Source organism: Sabulicella flocculans, from assembly GCF_045449635.1.
Taxonomy (GTDB): Bacteria; Pseudomonadota; Alphaproteobacteria; order Acetobacterales; family Acetobacteraceae; genus Roseococcus.
Genome location: NZ_JBJJBR010000030.1, coordinates 16518 through 34282, shown reverse-complemented (window position 1 = coordinate 34282; position 17765 = coordinate 16518). Strand labels below are relative to the sequence as shown.

Sequence of the window (17765 nt, the reverse complement as noted above, 5' to 3'; positions counted from 1 at the left end):
CGCGGCCAGCAGCGGCACCACCTCGCGCAGGGCGGCCAGGCGCGCGGGCGCCCAGGCCTCGGGCGCCGCGAAGCGCCAGGGCGGGGCGGCGCCGTCCCGCCGCAGCAGGGCCAGGCGCTGCGCCACCTCGTGCGCCGGCAGCCCGGCGTATGGGGCGCGCATGGCGGCGGCGTGGCGGTTCAGCCGCCCGCGCAGCTCGCCCAGGCGCTGCAGCGCGGCCTCGCGGTCGGCGCGCGCGGGGGCGGGCAGGGCCAGGGTGGCGCGGATCTCGTCCAGCACGGCGCGCTTGCCGGCGGTCTCCTCGTGCAGGGCCAGCACGGCGGCGCCCAGGCCCAGCGCGTCCAGCCGGCGCTTCACCACCTCCAGCGCCGCCGCCTTCTCGGCCACGAACAGCACGGAGCGCCCGTCCAGCACCGCCTGGGCCAGGATGTTGACGATGGTCTGGCTCTTGCCGGTGCCGGGCGGGCCCTGGATGACCAAGTCCTGCCCGCGCCGCACCGCCTCCGCCGCCAGCGCCTGGGAGCCGTCGCACATCACCGCGTGGTCCAGCCGCTCCACCGGGATCTCCGCGTCCACGTCGGCGTCGTCGGCGAAGGGCGGCGGCGTGGCCGGGGCGGGCTCGCCGCCCAGCAGGCGGCGCAGCGGCGCGTGCTCCAGCAGGCCGGGGTGCAGCGCCGGGTCCAGGTCGCGCCACATCAGGAACTTGCCCTGGGCGAACAGGCCCAGCGTCACCGCGCCCTCCTCCACCCGCCAGCCTCCGGGCAGCAGCGGCGCCAGGGCGGGCGCCCAGGAAAGCGGCTGCTCGGGGTCGAACTCCGGCAGCTCCAGTCCGCGGGCGGCGCGCAGCAGCTCGCGCAGGGGCAGGTTCTCCTGCGGCTCGCCCGGCGCCAGGCGCAGGCGGAAGCGCGACGACACGCCCTCGCGCTCCAGCGCCACCGGCAGGAAGGCCATCGGCGCCTCCCGCGCGCCGCCGCGCTCGTCCAGCCAGTGCGCGGTGCCGAAGGCCAGGAACAGGGCCGAGACGCCGCTCTCCTCCCGCGCGGTGCGGGCGTCCTGCAGGATCTGGCGCAGCCGCAGCGAGAGCTGGTCGGCCGGCAGGTCGGCGCGCAGCAGGGCGTCCTTGTCCCAGGGGCCGTCGCCCTTGGCCAGGGCCACGCCCTCGGCCGATCTCGCGCCGCGCCCGGCGGCCGCGCCGCGCGCCGTCGCCTCGAAGCCGAAGGCGCGGCCGGCCAGCAGCTCCGGCAGCAGGTGCGCCGGGTCCTCGCCCACCAGGCGCAGGATGCCGCGCGCGCGCTCCGTGCGCGGCAGGGCCAGCATGCGGTTGCGCGTCGAAAGGTCGAGCAAGGCCATGCGGGCCTGGTCGAGCGCGTCACGCATGCGAAGGAACTCCCCCTGGCGCGTCGGCGCGCCGCGGCGGCCAGACTAGATCATGATCCGCAAACGCGGATCGTGATCCAGCCTTTGCCGAGAGGACGATTCACCGCCTGGATGATTCCATCAAGGCGGATCGTGCTCCAGGGCGGGACGGGATCGCGGCCTGCCGCGCTCAGCCCAGGGCGCGCTTCAGCCGGCTTTCCTCCAGGTCCAGCTCCTGCGCCAGCTTGGCCAGCGCCTCCTCCGGCAGCTCGCCGGCGGCGTGGCGGCGCAGCAGGACGTCGCGCGCGGCGTCCAGCGATTCCAGCCGCAGGGCGCGGCGCGCCGCGCGCTCGGCCCGCGCCGCGCCGCCGCCCTGGTGCACCCGGCCCAGATGGGCGGCGCGGTCGCGGAACTCGGCCAGCATGTCCTGCGCCATCGGGCCGTAGAGGACGTCCTGCGCGCGGCGCTCCATCGCCGCCAGCATGGCCTCGGCGGCGGCGTGGCGGGCGGCGGCCTCCTCCGGCGCCACGCCGTCGGGGTGGGGGGGCTGCACCAGGCCCAGGCGCTTCACCAGCCATTCCAGCGTGGTGCCCTGCACCACCAGCGTGGCCATGATGGCGCAGAAGGCCAGGAACACCAGCAGGCCGCGCTCGGGGAAGTCCGCCGGCAGGGCCAGGGCGGCGGCGAGCGACACCACGCCGCGCATGCCCGCCCAGGCCACCACGAAGACCTGCCGCCAGGGCGGGAAGGGGTCGTGCCGCCGCACCGCCGGCACCAGCCGCGGCCCGTAGGTGGCCGGGAACACCCAGGCGAAGCGCAGCGCGATCAGCGCCAGCGACACCGCCGCCGCCAGCCCCGCCAGCTCCCACGCGCCGCGCCCGCCCAGCTCGTCCAGGATGGCGTTGAGCTGCAGCCCGATCAGGATGAACACCAGGGAGGTGAGCACGAACTCCACGAAGTCCCACACGGCGCGCGATTCCAGCCGCGTGCGGGCGGAGAAGGCGCGGTGCGCCGCCCGGCCCATGACGATGCCGCAGGTGACGGTGGCCATGACGCCCGACAGGTGCAGCGCCTCGGCCAGGCCGAAGGCGGCGTAGGCGGCCAGGAAGCTCAGCGCGGTTTCCAGCAGGGTGTCGTGCAGGCGGATCAGCGCCCACAGCACCGCGCGCGCCAGCGCCCAGCCCACCGCCACGCCGCCCAGCCCCAGCAGCGCGAAGGAGCCCAGGGCCGGCCCGGGCTCCAGCGCCGTGCCCGCCGCGGCCGCCACCACCGCGAGGCGGTAGAGCACCAGGGCGGTGGCGTCGTTCATCAGGCTTTCGCCCTCCAGCACGGTGACGATGCGGCGCGGCAGGCGCAGGCGCTGCAGCACCGCCGCCGCCGCCACCGCGTCGGGCGGGGCCAGGATGGCGCCCAGGGCGATGGCCGCCGCCCAGGGCAGCTCGGGCACCAGCCAGCGCGCCAGGGCGGCGACGGCGAAGGCGGAGAACACGACGAATCCCACCGCCAGCAGCAGGATGGGCCGCAGGTTGTGGCGGAAGGCGTGCCAGTCGGTGCGGTAGGCGCTGCCCATCAGCAGCGGCGGCAGGAAGAAGGCCAGCGCCACTTCCGGGTCCAGCGCCACGCGCGGCACGCCGGGGGCGAAGGCCAGGCCGCAGCCGGCGAGGACGAGGACCACGGCGTAGGGCAGGCGCAGCGCGCGGGCCACCAGCGCCAGCCCGATGCAGGCCGCCATGAGCCAGAGGACGGAATGCACGAGCGCCATCGGGGGCGCAGGCTAACGCAGTGTCAGCGCCGCCGCCACAAGGCCGCCACCACCACCACGGCGGCGATGAGCGCGATGGCCACCATGCCCTGCGCCACGGGGAAGACGTCGGATTCGGGTGCCACCAGCAGGGCGGCGACGGCGCCGGCCGCCGCCAGCACCACCCGCAGGATGAAGGACATGGGCGTGGTTCCTTTCGAGCCGCGCATCCTGCGGCGGGGCGGGGCGGCGCGCCTTGCGCCGGCGCAAGCGAAGGGCGCCGGTGCAAGCGAAAGGGGCGCCGCGGTCCCCCGCGGCGCCCCCATCAGCCTCAGTCCCGGCGGCGGGGCCGGGTCATTCCGCCAGGGCCTTGTCCTTGCCCTTGCGGATGGAGGGCAGCAGCATCAGCGCCAGCGCCGCGAAGGCGATGCCCAGCATGGTGGCGCTGATCGGGCGCTGGAGGAAGATCATCGCGTCGCCGCGGCTCAGCAGCATGGCGCGGCGCAGGTGCTCCTCCATCATCGGGCCCAGCACGAAGCCGATCAGCAGCGGCGCGGGCTCCAGCTTCAGCTTGTTGCAGAAGTAGCCGAACACGCTGAACAGGATGGTCATGTAGACGTCGAACACGTTGTTGTTCAGCGAGTACACGCCGATGCAGCAGAACACGAGGATGGACGGGTACAGGAAGCGGTAGGGCACCTGCAGCAGCTTCACCCACATGCCGATCATCGGTAGGTTGATGACCAGCAGCATCAGGTTGCCGATCCACATGGAGGCGATGAGGCCCCAGAACAGGTCCGGCTGCGCCTCGACCATGCGCGGGCCCGGCTGGATGCCCTGGATGATCAGCGCGCCCACCATCAGCGCCATCACGGCGTTGGAGGGGATGCCCAGCGTCAGCAGCGGGATGAAGGAGGTCTGCGCGGCGGCGTTGTTGGCGGCCTCCGGGCCGGCGACGCCCTCGATGGCGCCGTTGCCGAACATGGCGCGGCCGGCGGACATCTTGCGCTCCATCATGTAGGAGCCGAAGGCCGCGAGGCTGGCGCCGCCGCCGGGCAGGATGCCCAGGAAGGAGCCGACCACGGTGCCGCGCAGCACCGCCGGGGTGGCGCGGCGGAACTCCTCCTTGGTCAGCCACAGGTTGCCGACCTTGGTCTTCATCACCTCGCGCGCCTCGGGGCGCTCCAGGTTCAGCACGATCTCGGCGATGCCGAACATGCCCATGGCGATGGGCACGAAGCCGATGCCGTCGCTCAGCTCGGGGATGCCGAAGGTGAAGCGCTGCTGGCCGGTCTGCACGTCGGTGCCCACCAGGCCCAGCGCCACGCCCAGCACCACCATGCCGATGGCCTTGATGATGGAGCCCTGCGCGAGCACGCAGGCGATTACCAGGCCCAGAAGCATGAGCGAGAAGTAGTCGGCCGGGCCGAAGCTGAGCGCCACCTGCGTCAGCAGCGGGCCGGAGGCCGCGACCAGGATGGTGGCGATGGAGCCGGCGAAGAAGGAGCCGAGCGCCGCGGTGGCGAGCGCCGCCCCCGCGCGCCCGTTGCGCGCCATCTTGTAGCCTTCGAGCGTGGTGACGACGGAGGACACCTCGCCCGGCAGGTTCAGCAGGATGGCGGTGGTCGAGCCGCCGTACTGCGCGCCGTAGAAGATGCCCGCCAGCATGATGATGGCGGTGGTGGCCGGCAGCCCGAAGGTGATGGGCAGCAGCAGGGAGATGGTGGCCACCGGGCCGATGCCCGGCAGCACGCCGATGGCGGTGCCGATCAGCGCGCCCAGCAGCGCGAAGGAGATGTTCTGCAACGACAGCGCGACGCCGAAGCCGTGCGCGAGGTTGCTGAGGAGGAGTTCCATGGTCGTGTCGTCTCCCTAGCGCGCGCTCAGAACTGCGGCCACAGGTTCACGCGGATGTCGAGTTCGTAGATGAAGACCCAGTAGCAGAGCAGCAGCAGGAACACGAGCAGCCCGGCGGTGCCCTTCAGCGTCTGCGTGCGCTCGGCGGCGGCGGAGACGAGGATGGTGCCGGTCAGCGCGGCGAAGAATCCCACCTGGTCCAGCAGCAGGCCGAACACCGCCATGGCGGCGTTGATCAGCCCAAGCAGCCGCCAGCCGGGCGAGATGGAGATGACCAGCATGCCCACCAGGATGCCCACGCCCACCGCGTAGTAGGTCTGCCCGAAGATGGGCGCGAGGGAGGGAGCGATCTTCCAGGTGATCCAGCCCGCGGCGATGCCCGCGGCCAGGGTGCCCATGTCCAGCCCGGTCCACCTCTCCAGCGGGTCGGGGCCGCTGAACAGGCCCAGCAGCACCACCGCCGCGCCCAGCCCGACCTGCAGCCAGAACACCAGCATCGGCATGTAGCCGGGGCCCATGCGCCGCGCCGTGCCCAGGGAATGGTCCTGGTTCAGGTACAGCCCCGCCAGGGCGACGAGGATCAGGAAAACCCCCGATACCACGTCCTTGGTGTTGATCCTGAGCTGCATCCGCCCGTCCTCCTCAAGCCCCGCCGGAACATCCGGCATTCCTTACGATGTGCCAAGCACGCGCCGCCGCGCGTGTCAAAAGTGACGAACTAGTCAGGCTGCGCGCCAGATTCGCGCACCACGGGCCCCCAGCGGGCCGCTTCCGCCCGGACGAAATCGGTGTATTCCGCCGGGCTCATCCGCCCCGGGGCGCCGCCGATCTCGGCGAAGCGGGCCGCGATGTCCGGCTGGGCCAGGATCTCGCCCACCTCGCGCGACAGGCGCTCCGCCACCGCCGCCGGCAGCCGCGCCGGGCCGGACAGGCCGAACCAGGAGGAGGTGACGAGGTCGAAGCCCTGCTCGCGCAGGGTCGGCACCTCGGGGAAGGCGGGGTGGCGCGCCTCGCTGCTCATGCCGATGGCGCGCACGCTGCCCTGGCGGATGTGCGCCGCCGCGCTGGGCAGGCTGTCGCTCATCAGCGGCACCTGCCCGCCGATCACCGCCGTCATCGCCGGGCCGGCGCCGCGGAAGGGCACGTGGTTGATCTCGCGCCCCAGCAGCTGCCCCAGCCGCACGATCAGCATGTGGTTGGAGGAGCCGGCGCCGCTGCTGGCCATGTCCAGCGCGCGCTCGCGGTGGCGGCGCGCCAGCTCGGCCATGCTGTCCGGCCCGCCGCGCGGGTGGGCGACGATGACGGAGGGGTTGAGGGTGAGCAGCGCGAGGTGGGTGAAGTCCGCCACCGGGTCGTAGCGCAGCTGGGGATACAGCGCGGGCGAGATGGCGTGCGAGGCGATGTTGCTCAGCACCAGCACGTGCCCGTCGGGCGGCGCCTGCGCCGCCAGCAGGGAGCCGACGCTGGCCCCGGCGCCCGGCCGGTTCTCCACGATCACCGGCTGGCCCAGCCGCTCGCCCAGCGGGGTGCCGACCAGGCGCGCCACCAGGTCGGTGGTGCCGCCCGGCGCGAAGGGCACGATCAGCCGGATGGGCTGGGTGGGCCAGCGCCCCTGCGCGCGCGCGGGGGGCGGCGTGGCCAGCCACAGGGCAGGGGCCGCCAGCGCGGCGCGGCGCGTCGTCACGGTTTCCCCCTTTCCTCGCCCAGGATGTCGCAATCTTGCCATGTTCTGGCATGCGGGTCCGCCCCCCGCAAGCGGCTGGACACCGCCGTATCCCACCCGGAGGATGGCGCCCCATGACCTCCAACGACCCCGCCGACCGCATCCGCGCCGCCGCCGCCGCGATGCAGCCCCGCCTCGTCGCGCTGCGCCGCGACCTGCATGCCCACCCCGAGCTCGCCTTCGAGGAGCACCGCACCGCCGGCATCGTGGCGGCGGAACTCGCCCGGCTGGGCATCCCGCACCGCACGGGGGTGGGCGGCACCGGCGTGGTCGGCGTCATCGAGGGCGCGCGGCCCGGGCGCCACCTGGGCCTGCGCGCCGACATGGACGCCCTGCCCATCCAGGAGGAAACCGGGCTGCCCTTCGCAAGCCGGGTGGAGGGCAAGATGCACGCCTGCGGGCACGACATCCACACCGCCACCCTGCTGGGCGTGGCGGAGCTGCTGCAATCCCTGCGCGGGCAGCTCGCCGGCCGGGTGACGCTCATCTTCCAGCCGGCGGAGGAGACGCTGGAAGGCGGGCCCGCCATGGTCGCCGCCGGCGCGGCGGCGGGGCTGGACGCGGTGGTGGGCTTCCACAACCACCCGCACGCGCCGGTGGGCAGCTTCTCCTTCGTGCGCGGGCCGTCGCTGGCGGCCTCCGACACCTTCGCGCTGACGCTGCGCGGCAAGTCGGGCCACGCCGCGCATCCCTATGCCGCGGTGGACCCGGTGGTGGGGGCGGCGCACCTGGTCACCCAGCTGCAGACGGTGGTGAGCCGGGAGCAGAAGCCGCTGCACCCCTGCGTGGTGACGGTGGGGATGCTGCAGGCCGGCACCACCCACAACATCATCCCCGAGCGCGCCCTGCTGAAGGGCACGGTGCGCACCCTGCACGCCGAGGCGCGCGACGTGGCCGAGGCCGCCATCCGCCGCCTGGTGGAGCACACCGCCGCCGCCATGCGGCTGGAGGCCACGCTGGACTACCGCCGCATGATCGGCTCCCTGGTCAACGACGACCGGGTGCTGGAGCCCGCGGTGGCCGCGGTGCGCGCCCAGCTGGGCGACGTCATCGCCGAGGGCCAGCCCTCCATGGGGGCGGAGGACTTCGCCGCCTTCGCCGAGGTGGCGCCCGCCTTCCACCTGGGCGTGGGGGCCGGCGCCCCCGGCCGCGCCGACCGCCTGCACAACGCCGACTACCAGCCCGACGAGCGCTGCCTGGAGCTGGGCGTGCAGGCGCTGGGCCGCATCGCGCTGGAGATGCTGGCGTGACGCGGCTGTGCGTGGTCGGCGCCGGGGCCATCGGCGGGCACCTGGCGGCGCGGCTGGCGCGCGGCGGGGCGGAGGTCTCGGTGGTGGCGCGCGGGCCGCACCTGGAGGCGATGCGCGCGCGCGGCATCACCGTGCGCGCCCCGGGCGGCGCCTTCACCCAGCCGGTGCGCGCCAGCGCCGACCCGGACGAGCTGGGGCCGCAGGACGGCGTGCTGGTCACGGCCAAGACGCCCGCCCTGCCGGGCATCGCGCCGCTGCTGGCGCCGCTGCTGCGCCCCGGCACGCCGGTGGCCTTCGTGGTGAACGGCATCCCGTGGTGGCACGAATCCTCGCCCCCGCACCCGCTGCACGACGCGGTGCCGATGGAGCAGGTGCTGGGCGGGGTGGTGTGGTCCGCCTGCACCGTCACCGCCCCGGGCGAGGTGACGGTGCAGACGGAGGCCAACCGCCTGATCCTCGGCGGCACGCGGCCCGGCCCGCGGCCGGACGCCGCGCCCATCCTGGCGGCGCTGGAGGCCGGGGGGATGGCGGCGCGCGCCGCGCCCGACATCCGGCGCGACATCTGGCTGAAGCTGGTGAACAACCTGAGCAACGGCCCCATCTGCCTGCTGACGCGCGCGCACATGCAGGCCAGCTTCGCCGAGCCCGCCCTGCGCGACGCCGCCCTGCGGGCGATGCGCGAGGGCCTGGCCATCGCCGCCGCCGAGGGGCACGACGTCAGCGAGGGGGCGGAGGAGCGGGTGATGCGCGGCGTCGGCCTGCCGCACAAGCCCTCCATCCTGCAGGACCTGGAGGCGGGGCGGCCCACTGAGTTCGACACGCTGCTGGAGGCGCCGCTGCGCATCGCGCGCGCCCGCGGCGTGCCGGTGCCGGTGCTGGAGCTGCTGGTGGCGCTGGCACGGGTGGCGGTGAGCCAGCCGGGCCAGGGGGGGCGGTGAAGCGGGTCGGGCCTAGCGCGGCATCGCCCGCTGCCCCAGCACCCAGCCTTCCCAGCGGCGCACCATCGGGTCCTCCGGCGCGCCGTCCCAGGCGTGGCCATCCAGCACGGCGACGAGGTTGAGCAGGCCCAGCAGGCTGTCCAGCCGGTCCTCGCCCGCCGCATCCTCGCCGAAGCCGGCCTCCAGCCCGGGGGCGCCGCGCACGCCCAGCCCGGCCATCGCCGCGCGCAGGGCGGGCGCGAAGGCGCGGCGGTCGGCGGCGCGGCGCTTGGAGCCCGCCAGGCGCAGCCCCAGCACCCGCAGCGCCTGGGCCGGGTACACCTCGGCCAGCACCAGTTGGCCGGGCGCCAGCAGGGCGCGCAGCCCGGCGCCGTGGAAGGGCCACAGGGCATAGGGCGCGCCCGCGGCCAGGGCGGGGGCCAGCCAGTCCCGCCAGCAGGCGATGGCCGCCTTGCCCGACTGGTTCGCCCCCAGCGTCCAGAACACCGGCGCGCCGGCCGGGCGCTCGGCGGTGGCGCGGTCGCACCAGCGCGACAAGGCGGCCGCGCCGTCCAGCCCCAGCGCGGCGGCGTGGGCGGCGCGCGTCATGCCGCGCACCCCGCGCGCCGGGTAGAAGGGGGCGGCGGGCGACACCGCGTCCAGCCCCGGCGCCACCGCGAAGAAGCGCGCATCCCCGGCGCGGCCGCGCAGGAACTCCACGAAGCCGGGCTCGGGCCGCCCCGCCGCCCAGCCGCGCGGCACCCCCAGCGGCACGTCCAGGCCCAGCACCGCCGGCGCCCCGGCCAGCAGCGCCGCCGCCAGCGCGGCGGGGTCGCCCACCGGGGCGGGGTCCTGCGCCAGCCAGCCGGCGCCGTCGCGCCGCGCCACGCTCACCCAGCGCTTGCCCGGATGGGCCGACCAATCCGCGTGCGCCGCCACCCGGGCCGTGCCATGCTGCGCCAATGGGATACGCCCCCGCCGCCAAGTGGTTCCACTGGCTCACCGTGCCGCTGCTGCTGGGCGCGCTGGCCTTCGGCCTGGTGATCGGCCACGTGCGCGACGCCGACAAGATGCGCTTCTACCAGATCCACGAGAGCCTGGGCGCGCTGGTCTTCCTGCTCACCCTGGCGCGGCTGGCGGTGCGGCTGCGCCACCCGCCGCCGCCGCACCCCGCCATCCCGGCGCCGATGCGCCGCGCGGCGGATGCGGTGCACGCCACGCTCTACCTCGCGCTGCTGGCGCAGCCGCTGCTGGGCTTCATCGGCTCCAACGCCTGGGGCTTCCCCATGGCGGGGGCGACCGCCTTCCTGGGGTTCATCCACCAGCCGCCCTTCATGGCGAAGAACGAGGCGCTGGGCACGCTGCTGCTGCAACTGCACCAATGGCTGGGCTGGACCATCGCCGCCCTGGTGGCGCTGCACGTCGCCGCCGTGGTGTTCCACCAGGCCATCCGCAAGGACGGCACCTTGCTGCGCATGGTGTAGCGCCACCTTGCCCAGCCGCGGGGCCCAGCGCGCGGGCAGGCCGGGCGCCGGCGGCCCGCGCGGCGGCGCGCACCCGGTTGCGCCCGCGCCGCGCGCGTCGTCACATGCGTCCCGGCATGGAAAGTCCCCGCGCATGACGCCCCACCGAGTCCTCGTCGCCGGCGCCGGCCCCGTGGGGCTGGTCGCCGCCGCCGCCCTCGCCGCCGAGGGCATCCCCGTCCTCGTCATCGAGGCCGAGCGCGACCTGCCAGATGGGCTGCGCGCCTCCACCTTCCACCCGCCGACGCTGGACATGCTGCAGCGCTTCGGCGTGGTGGAGGCGATGGTGGAGCAGGGCCTGGTCTGCCCCACCTGGCAGTTCCGCGACCGCGCCGCCGGCCCCGTGGCCACCTTCGACCACGCGATGATCGCCGGCGACACCGGCCACCCCTACCGCCTGCAATGCGAGCAATGGCGGCTGACGCGCCTGTTGCGCGACCGGCTGGCCGCCGACCCGCAGGTGGAGTTCCTCTACGACGCCCGCGCCGCCGAGGTGGCGCAGGATTCCGACGGCGTGACCCTGACCGTCGAGCGCCCGGACGGCACGCGCGAGCCGCTGCGCGGTGCGTGGCTGGTCGGCGCCGACGGCGCGCGCAGCGCGGTGCGCAAGTCCCTGGGCATCGGCTTCGAGGGGGAGACCATCCCGGAACTCTACCTGACGCTGTCCACGCCCTTCCCCTTCCACGACCACGTGGAGGAGCTGACCAACATCGCCTACATCAGCGACCCCGACGAATGGTTCGTGCTGCTGCGCACGGCGTCGCTCTGGCGCGTGCTGCTGCCCACCGATGCGAACGAGCCGGAGGAGTACATGCTGTCCGACGCGCGCATCGAGGAGCGGATGCAGCAGGTGCTGCCCACCGCCGCGCCATACGAGATCCGCCACCGCACCGCCTATCGCGTGCATGAGCGCGTCGCCGACCGTTACGTGGCGGGGCGCGTGCTGCTGGCGGGCGACGCCGCGCACGTCAACAACCCGCTGGGCGGCATGGGGATGAATGGCGGCATCCATGATGCGCTGAACCTGGCGGAGAAGCTGGCCCAGGTGTGGCGCGGCGCCGACCCTGCCCTGCTGGGCCGCTACGAGCGCCAGCGGCAGAAGGTGGCGCGCGAGGTGGTGCAGCAGCAGGCGCTGCGCAACCGCGCCCTGCTGAACCAGAAGGACCCCGCCACCCGCCAGGCCTTCCTGGACGATTTGCGCGCCACGGCGGACGACCCCGCGCGCCACCGCGCCCACCTGCTGCGCACCTCCATGATCCAGTCCCTGCGCGACCTGGAGGCGGTGGCGTGAGCGATGACGCGGCGCTCTACGCCCGCCAGGGCATGGGAAGGCGGCTGGAGCCCGGCGTGGCGCCGGCCCTGGTGATCGTGGATTTCGTGCATGGCTTCGCCGACCCCGGCGTGCTGGGCGGCGGCAACATCGCCGAGGCCATCGCGCAGACCCAGGCGCTGCTGGGCTTCGCGCGCGGCAAGGGCTGGCCGGTGGCGCATACCCGCGTGGTCTACGCCGCCGATGGCAGCGATGCCGGCGTGTTCACCCTGAAGGCGCCCAGCCTGCTGGCGCTGACGGAGGAGGCGCATGATTCGCAGATCGTGCCGGGGCTGGCGCCCGCGCCGGGCGAGCTGGTGGTGCGCAAGCGCGGCGCCTCGGCCTTCTTCGACACGCCCTTGCAGGGCTGGCTGGGCTTCCGCCGGGTGGACACGGTGGTGGTGGCGGGCTGCACCACCTCCGGCTGCGTGCGCGCCACGGTGGTGGACGCCATGCAGCACGAGTTCCGACCCATCGTGGCGACGGATTGCGTGGGCGACCGCGCCCTGGCCCCGCACGCGGCCAACCTGTTCGACATGGGCCAGAAATACGCCCAGCTGATGAGCCGTGCCGAGATCGAAACGCATTACGCTTGGTGACGGCGGCGGGGGCATCAGCCCCCCGTTAACTTTCGCGGGGCAAACCTTCCGGCGATGACCGACGCCCCGGCCCCCCGGCGAGACCCCGCCATCGCCGTCGCCCACGCCGCCATGCAGGCCATGCTGCGCCACGGCGTCAGCCCGACTCCCGCCCATTACGAGCTGTTCTTCGCCCGCCACGCCCCCGGCGCCCCGCCCTGGCGCGCCGAGATGGACGCCCTGCTGGCCGCCGGCGCCCCGCTGGATGCCCTGCATGAGCGCCTGTTCGGCCCCGCCCGGCGCGAGGCGGAGGTGGAGCGCGTCTCCGCCGCCCTGGATGCCACGCTGGAGGACGCGGCCGGCGCGATGACCGGGGCGGTGGACGACGCCTCGCGCTACGGCGAGACGCTGGCCGGGCTGTCCCAGGCGCTGGCGCGGCGCGGCGCCCAGGCCCCGCCGATGATCGCCCGGCTGGAGGAGGAGACGCGCAGCCTGCGCGAGAAGGGCGAGGCGATGGCCCGCCGCCTGGGCGAGATGGCCGAGCGCACCCAGTCCCTGCGCGCCGAGCTGGAGGCCGCCCGCCGCGACGCCGAGAGCGACCCGCTGACCGGCCTGGCCAACCGCCGCGCCTTCGACGCCGCCCTGGCCGCCGCCGTGGCCGAGGGCGGCGCCGTGCTGCTGCTGCTGGACGTGGACCACTTCAAGGCGGTGAACGACCGCCACGGCCACGCCACCGGCGACCTGATGCTGGCCGAGGTCGCGGCCCGCCTGCGCGAGGCGCTGCGCCCCGGCGAGCTGGGCGCGCGGGTGGGCGGCGAGGAGATGGCCGCCATCCTGCGCCGCCCGGGCGCGGAGGACGCCGCGGCGGCGGCAGAGGCGCTGCGCCGCGCCGTCGCGCAGTCCGCCGTGCTGCCGGGCGATGAGGGCGCGCCGGTGCGCGTCACCGTCTCGGTCGGCGCCGCGCGCGCCCGCCCGGGCGAGGCGCCGCGCGCCCTGTACGAGCGCGCCGACCGCCTGCTCTACGCCGCCAAGCAGGCCGGCCGCGACCAGGTCCGCGCCGAGCTGGAGGCCGGGGCGCTGGCCTGGTGACCTCAGTCCGCCGTGGCGCCGGTGGCCTGGATCACCGGGCGCCAGCGGGCGCTCTCGGCGGCCATGAAGCGGGCGAACTCGGCCCGGCTGGGCGAGGGGCGCGGCACCGCGCCGCTCTGCACGATGCGCGCCACCGTGTCCGGCTCGCGCAGCGCCGCCAGCGTCTCGGCGTGCAGCCGCTCCAGGATGGGCTCGGGCACGCCGGCGGGGGTGCACAGGCCGAACCAGCCCATGGAGACGATGTCCATGCCGGATTCGCGCAGGGTCGGCACCTCGGGGAAGGCGGGCAGGCGCTCCTCGCCGGTCACTGCCAGGGCCCGCACGCGGCCCGCCCGCGCCAGCTCCGCCACCGCGCTGACCGACTGGAACAGCACCTGGGTGCGGTTCTCGATCAGGTCGGTGTTCATCGGGCCGGCGGCGGAATAGGGGACGTGCGTCATGTCCAGCCCGTTGGCCAGCGCGAACTGCGCCGCCGCCAGGTGCTGGGAGGAGCCGGCGCCGACCGAGCCGTAGTTCACCGCCCGCCCGCGCGCGAAGCGCACGAACTCCGCCACGGTGGACACGCCGATGGACACCGGCACCACCATCAGGTTCGGCACCAGCGCGATGAGCGAGACGGGGGCGAAGTCGCGCTCCGGGTCGAAGGGCAGGTTCCGGTACAGCCAGCGGTTCACCGCGTTGGACGCGATGGAGGCGATGCCCAGCGTGTAGCCATCGGGCGCGGCGCGGGCCACCGCGGTCATGCCGATGTTGGTGGCCGCGCCGGGGCGGTTCTCCACCACCACCTGCTGGCCCAGGCGGGGCGACAGGCGCTCGCTGATCACGCGGCCCATGAAGTCGCCCGCGCCGCCGGCCGGGCCGGGCACGATGCAGCGGATGGAGCCGCGCGTGGGCCACGGCGCCTCCTGCGCCGCGGCGGCGAAGGGCAGCAGCGCGGCGGCGCCGAGAAATCGTCTCTTCATCATCCCAAGGGATCCCCCAGGCGCTTCCCGCGCGCCACGATGGGCGCTTACGCTGCGCCGTGCAATGCGGGAGCAGCGATCGAATGCGTGACGTCCTCGGCTGGCGCGGCAAGTTCGGCGTCATGGGGCCTTCCACCAACACGGTGGTGCAGCCCGATTTCGACATGCTGCGCCCGCCCGGCGTCACCGCGCATTACGCGCGCATCTTCACCCCCGACGCCCAGGCGGTGAGCAACGAGAGCTTCCGCGCCGGGGCGGAGCTGATCGGCGCCAACACCATGGACGCCGTGCGCTCCGTCATGACCTGCGCCCCCGACCGGCTGGTGATGGGCATGAGCGCGGTGACCTTCTTCGACGGCGCGGCCGGCGCCGACCGCTTCCAGCGCGCGGTGGAGGCCGAGAGCGGGCTGGGCGTCTCCATCGGCTCGCACGCCTGCGCGGCGGCGCTGCGGGCGCTGGACCCGGGCATCCGGCGGCTCTCGGTGCTGTCGCCCTACTGGCCCTCCATGAACAGCGAGGTCGCGCGCTACTTCACCGACATGGGCTTCTCCGTGGTGCGCGACCGCGCGCTGCAATGCCGCCGCTGGACCGCCATCGCCGAGGTGACGGAGGCCGAGCTGGTGCCCGTGCTGCGCGAGCTGGACGGCGAGGAGGTGGACGCCATCGTGCAGGTGGGCACCAACCTGTCCATGGTGCGGCTGGCGGCGGAGGCCGAGCGCTGGCTGGGCAAGCCGGTGCTGGCCATCAACGCCACCACCTGGTGGCACGCCCTGCGCGAGCACGGCATCCCCGACCGCGTGGCCGGCTTCGGCCGCCTGCTCGAGCGGCACTGAACCTCAGCCCAGCAGGGCCTCCAGCGCGGCGGGGCGCAGCAGCGCCAGCCGGCCGCCGCGCGCCTCCACCAGCCCGTCCTCGCGCCAGGCGGCCAGCTGGCGGTTCACCGCCTCGCGCGTCGCGGCCACCATCGCCGCCAGCTCGCCCTGGCTCAGCCTCGCCGGCAGCAGCACGGCGCCGCCGGCCATGCCGGTGCCCTGCTCGCGCGCCACCCGCAGCAGGGTGGCGGCCATGCGCTCGGGCAGGCGCAGGGTGGCGATGCCCTCCATGCCGGTGGAGGTGTCGCGCAGCCGCCGGCACAGCAGCCGCACGAAGGCCGCCCCGACCTCCGGGTGGGCGGCCACGGCGCGCCGCACCGCCGGGCCGGGCAGGCACAGCACGCGGCAGGGGCCCAGCGCCTCCACGTCCGCCGTGCGCGGCCCGCCGTCCAGCACGGAGATCTCGCCCACCAGCTCCACCGGCTGCACCACGCGGAAGGTGACGCTGCGCCCCTCGGGCGAGGTGGCGCCGACGCGCAGCGCGCCTTCCAGCAGCAGCAGCGCGCGGTCCTCCGCCGCGTCGCGCCGCATCAGCGCCGCGCCGGCGGGGAAGGCCATCTCCTGCGCGCCCTCGCCCAGCGCGGCCAGCGCGGCCGGGCCCAGGGCGGCGAAGGGGGGGAATCGCAGCAGCGCGGACATGCGCGGCAGGATAGGCGCGGCGTGACGCCGGTCACAGCCCGTCCTTGCCCTGCGTGGCAGGATGCGGGAGCCTCCGCGGCGCGGGGTCCAACAGCGGGAGACGGGGCATGCGGCGGCGCGCGATGCTGGGGCTGGGGGCGGCCTGCCTGGCCTGCCGGCCGCTGGCGGCCACCCCCCTGGCCTGCCTGGACGGCGACGACGGCGCCGCCGACCCCGCCGCGCAATCCGTCCCGCCCCGGCTGCACGCCGCCGCGCGCGGGGCGGACCGCGCCGAGGCGCGCTGGTACCCCGGCGACCCGGTGCATGGCGGGGCCGACGCCGCCACCGCCCGCGCCGCCGCGCAGGCCGGGCTGGACGCGCTGGGCGCCTTCCGCCGCGCCGGCTTCCCGCCCGCGCGCCTGCATGGCGGGGTGCTGCGCATCGAGCTGCGCAACCTCCAGGGCGCGCGCGGCGGCGCCTCGCCGGCCTGGCGGCACATCGTGGTGGAGCGCCTGCTGGCCGCCGACGCCCTGCGCGAGACGGTGTTCCACGAGGTGTTCCACCTGGTGCAGCACGCCTGCAACGCCACCCCCGCCACCCTGGTGCCCGAGGGCGCCGCGATGGTCTTCACCCCCATGCAGCGCGAGGGCGGGGCGCGGGTGATGGAGCGCCTGGCCGGCACCGGCCGGCTGCGGCTGGAGGAGGACGCGCAGGACTGGTTCCGCCCGGAGGGGCTGAGCCTGGGCAGCCGCCGCCGGCCGCCGCGCGGCGGGCTGCAGGGCCCGAACTATGCCGGCGGGCTGTTCTGGCACCACGTCGCGGCGCGGCACGGCGGCGCGGTGGCGACGCAGCGCGCCCTGCTGGAGGCCACCCGCGCCCCCGGCCCGGTGACGCTGGAGGTGCTGCGCGCCGCCCGCGCCCGCATGGCCGGCCCCGGCGACTTCGACCGCTTCCTGGCGGTGGGCGGCGACCCCGCCCTGCCGGCGGGACAGGAAACCTGCTGGGGCGACTTCCTGGTGGCGCTGGCGCTGAACGGCACCGCCGGCGGCGACGGGCGCTTCCGCCTGGACGGCGCCGAGGGCTGGCGCGGCATCACCGGCCGGCGCGCCCGCCCGGCGCGGGAGGCGGAGTGGGACGCGCTGCCCCTGGCATGGGAGACGCCGGACCTGCCGCCCTTCGGCTTCCGCATCCTGCGGCTGGCCCTGCCGCCCGGCCCCGCCACCCGCCTGCTGCGCCTGCGGGTGGAGGGCCCGCCGGGCGCGCTGGCGCAGCTGGCCCTGCTGGACCCGGCGGCGGAGCTGCGCGACCTGCTGCGCTGGCAGGGCGCGGTGGACCGCGTGGTGCCCCTGCGCGACCTGTCGGAAGCGGTGCTGGTGCTGGCCACGCGGGAGGCGGGCGGGAGGCTGCGGGTGACGCTGGAGGAGGCGCCCGCCGCGCCCGTGCTGTTCAGCGCCGGCTGGAACGCCCAGGACGGCCGCCACCTGACGCACGACCCGCTGGTGCGCGCGCACGACTTCCGCTCGCCCGACGTGGGGTTCGACCCGGTGCCGGTGCGCGAGGCGGGGGCGGAGCCCTTCTGGCTGCTGCTGCTGTCGCTGCGCAACCGCGGCACGCTGGACTGCCCGCCGCCGGAGGCGCGGGCGGAATGGCGCCCGCTGGAGGGCGGCGAATGGCGCCCGCTGCCGCTGCACCGCGCCCCGCCCGCCCTGCGCACCGCCGACCACTGCGCCGCCCTGCTGGACAGCGAGGCCCCGGTGACCCGCGCCGACCTGCCCTGCGTGCTGGAGAACGGCCGGCTGAGCGACCCCGAGCCGCGCTTCGACCGCGCCACCGCCATCTTCCGCTGGACGGGCGGCGACGTCCGCCGCGCCCTGCTGCGCTTCACCGCCCGCGCCGGGGGCGACCCCAACGGCGCGCTGACCGTGCTGGCCTCCTTCGGCGGGCCGCCGCCCCTGTCCCCCCTGCCCTGA

At 75.6% G+C, this 17765-nt stretch carries 17 protein-coding genes; 8 read left to right on the top strand and 9 right to left on the bottom strand.

What is annotated here, in order from left to right:
- The 6 genes from ACI6QG_RS18300 to ACI6QG_RS18275 all read right to left on the bottom strand — a co-directional run.
- On the bottom strand, positions 1-1377 hold a 1377-nt coding region (locus ACI6QG_RS18300), incomplete at its 3' end, for a DUF4011 domain-containing protein (RefSeq protein WP_407026031.1).
- Positions 1378-1546: 169 nt separating this feature from the next.
- A complete protein-coding gene (locus ACI6QG_RS18295; RefSeq protein WP_407026030.1) occupies positions 1547-3118 on the bottom strand; it encodes a Na+/H+ antiporter in 1572 nt (523 codons plus the stop codon).
- Positions 3119-3141: 23 nt separating this feature from the next.
- Positions 3142-3300, bottom strand: coding sequence for a hypothetical protein (locus tag ACI6QG_RS18290; protein ID WP_407026029.1), 159 nt, complete (start codon positions 3298-3300; stop codon positions 3142-3144).
- Between the two features lie 151 nt (positions 3301-3451).
- Positions 3452-4954: a tripartite tricarboxylate transporter permease gene (locus ACI6QG_RS18285; RefSeq protein WP_407026028.1), complete on the bottom strand. Its 1503-nt coding sequence runs from the start codon at positions 4952-4954 to the stop codon at positions 3452-3454.
- 26 nt (positions 4955-4980) lie between these two features.
- Positions 4981-5583 (bottom strand): hypothetical protein, encoded by a 603-nt coding sequence (locus ACI6QG_RS18280; protein ID WP_407026027.1) that lies wholly within the window; start codon positions 5581-5583, stop codon positions 4981-4983.
- 89 nt (positions 5584-5672) lie between these two features.
- On the bottom strand, positions 5673-6638 hold the full coding sequence (locus tag ACI6QG_RS18275) for a Bug family tripartite tricarboxylate transporter substrate binding protein (protein ID WP_407026026.1): 966 nt from the start codon (positions 6636-6638) through the stop codon (positions 5673-5675).
- A gap of 113 nt (positions 6639-6751) precedes the next feature.
- Between ACI6QG_RS18275 and ACI6QG_RS18270 the strand changes: the two genes are divergently transcribed.
- Both ACI6QG_RS18270 and ACI6QG_RS18265 read left to right on the top strand, forming a co-directional pair.
- Positions 6752-7927 carry a M20 metallopeptidase family protein gene (locus ACI6QG_RS18270; RefSeq protein WP_407026025.1) on the top strand — a complete coding sequence of 392 codons (1176 nt, stop codon included), beginning with the start codon at positions 6752-6754 and terminating at the stop codon, positions 7925-7927.
- Positions 7924-8865 (top strand): ketopantoate reductase family protein, encoded by a 942-nt coding sequence (locus ACI6QG_RS18265; RefSeq protein WP_407026024.1) that lies wholly within the window; start codon positions 7924-7926, stop codon positions 8863-8865. Before ACI6QG_RS18270 ends, ACI6QG_RS18265 begins: the two co-directional genes overlap by 4 nt.
- Positions 8866-8877: 12 nt before the next feature.
- On the opposite strand, the gene ACI6QG_RS18260 is transcribed toward ACI6QG_RS18265, so the two are convergent.
- Complete coding sequence (locus ACI6QG_RS18260) at positions 8878-9783, bottom strand: hypothetical protein (RefSeq protein WP_407026023.1); 906 nt, start codon at positions 9781-9783, stop codon at positions 8878-8880.
- A gap of 23 nt (positions 9784-9806) precedes the next feature.
- On the opposite strand from ACI6QG_RS18260, the gene ACI6QG_RS18255 reads away from it, so the two are divergent.
- The 4 genes from ACI6QG_RS18255 (at position 9807) to ACI6QG_RS18240 (ending at position 13343) form a co-directional block, all read left to right on the top strand.
- A complete protein-coding gene (locus ACI6QG_RS18255) occupies positions 9807-10328 on the top strand; it encodes a cytochrome b (RefSeq protein WP_407026022.1) in 522 nt (173 codons plus the stop codon).
- A 133-nt stretch (positions 10329-10461) separates the two neighbouring features.
- Positions 10462-11658, top strand: coding sequence for an FAD-dependent oxidoreductase (locus tag ACI6QG_RS18250; protein WP_407026021.1), 1197 nt, complete (start codon positions 10462-10464; stop codon positions 11656-11658).
- Entirely contained in the window at positions 11655-12275 is a 621-nt protein-coding gene (locus ACI6QG_RS18245; protein ID WP_491630749.1) for an isochorismatase family protein, read from the top strand. The genes ACI6QG_RS18250 and ACI6QG_RS18245 overlap by 4 nt, the downstream gene beginning before the upstream one ends.
- A gap of 54 nt (positions 12276-12329) precedes the next feature.
- A complete protein-coding gene (locus ACI6QG_RS18240; RefSeq protein WP_407026020.1) occupies positions 12330-13343 on the top strand; it encodes a GGDEF domain-containing protein in 1014 nt (337 codons plus the stop codon).
- Positions 13344-13345: 2 nt separating this feature from the next.
- Here the strand turns inward: ACI6QG_RS18240 and ACI6QG_RS18235 are convergent, their stop codons facing one another.
- Positions 13346-14308, bottom strand: coding sequence for a Bug family tripartite tricarboxylate transporter substrate binding protein (locus ACI6QG_RS18235; protein WP_407026019.1), 963 nt, complete (start codon positions 14306-14308; stop codon positions 13346-13348).
- Positions 14309-14388: 80 nt separating this feature from the next.
- On the opposite strand from ACI6QG_RS18235, the gene ACI6QG_RS18230 reads away from it, so the two are divergent.
- Positions 14389-15138 (top strand): maleate cis-trans isomerase family protein, encoded by a 750-nt coding sequence (locus tag ACI6QG_RS18230; protein ID WP_407026018.1) that lies wholly within the window; start codon positions 14389-14391, stop codon positions 15136-15138.
- 3 nt (positions 15139-15141) lie between these two features.
- Here the strand turns inward: ACI6QG_RS18230 and ACI6QG_RS18225 are convergent, their stop codons facing one another.
- The gene (locus tag ACI6QG_RS18225; RefSeq protein ID WP_407026017.1) at positions 15142-15816 is read right to left on the bottom strand and encodes a Crp/Fnr family transcriptional regulator; all 675 of its coding nucleotides are present in this window, start codon (positions 15814-15816) and stop codon (positions 15142-15144) included.
- A gap of 107 nt (positions 15817-15923) precedes the next feature.
- On the opposite strand from ACI6QG_RS18225, the gene ACI6QG_RS18220 reads away from it, so the two are divergent.
- Entirely contained in the window at positions 15924-17765 is a 1842-nt protein-coding gene (locus ACI6QG_RS18220) for a hypothetical protein (protein WP_407026016.1), read from the top strand.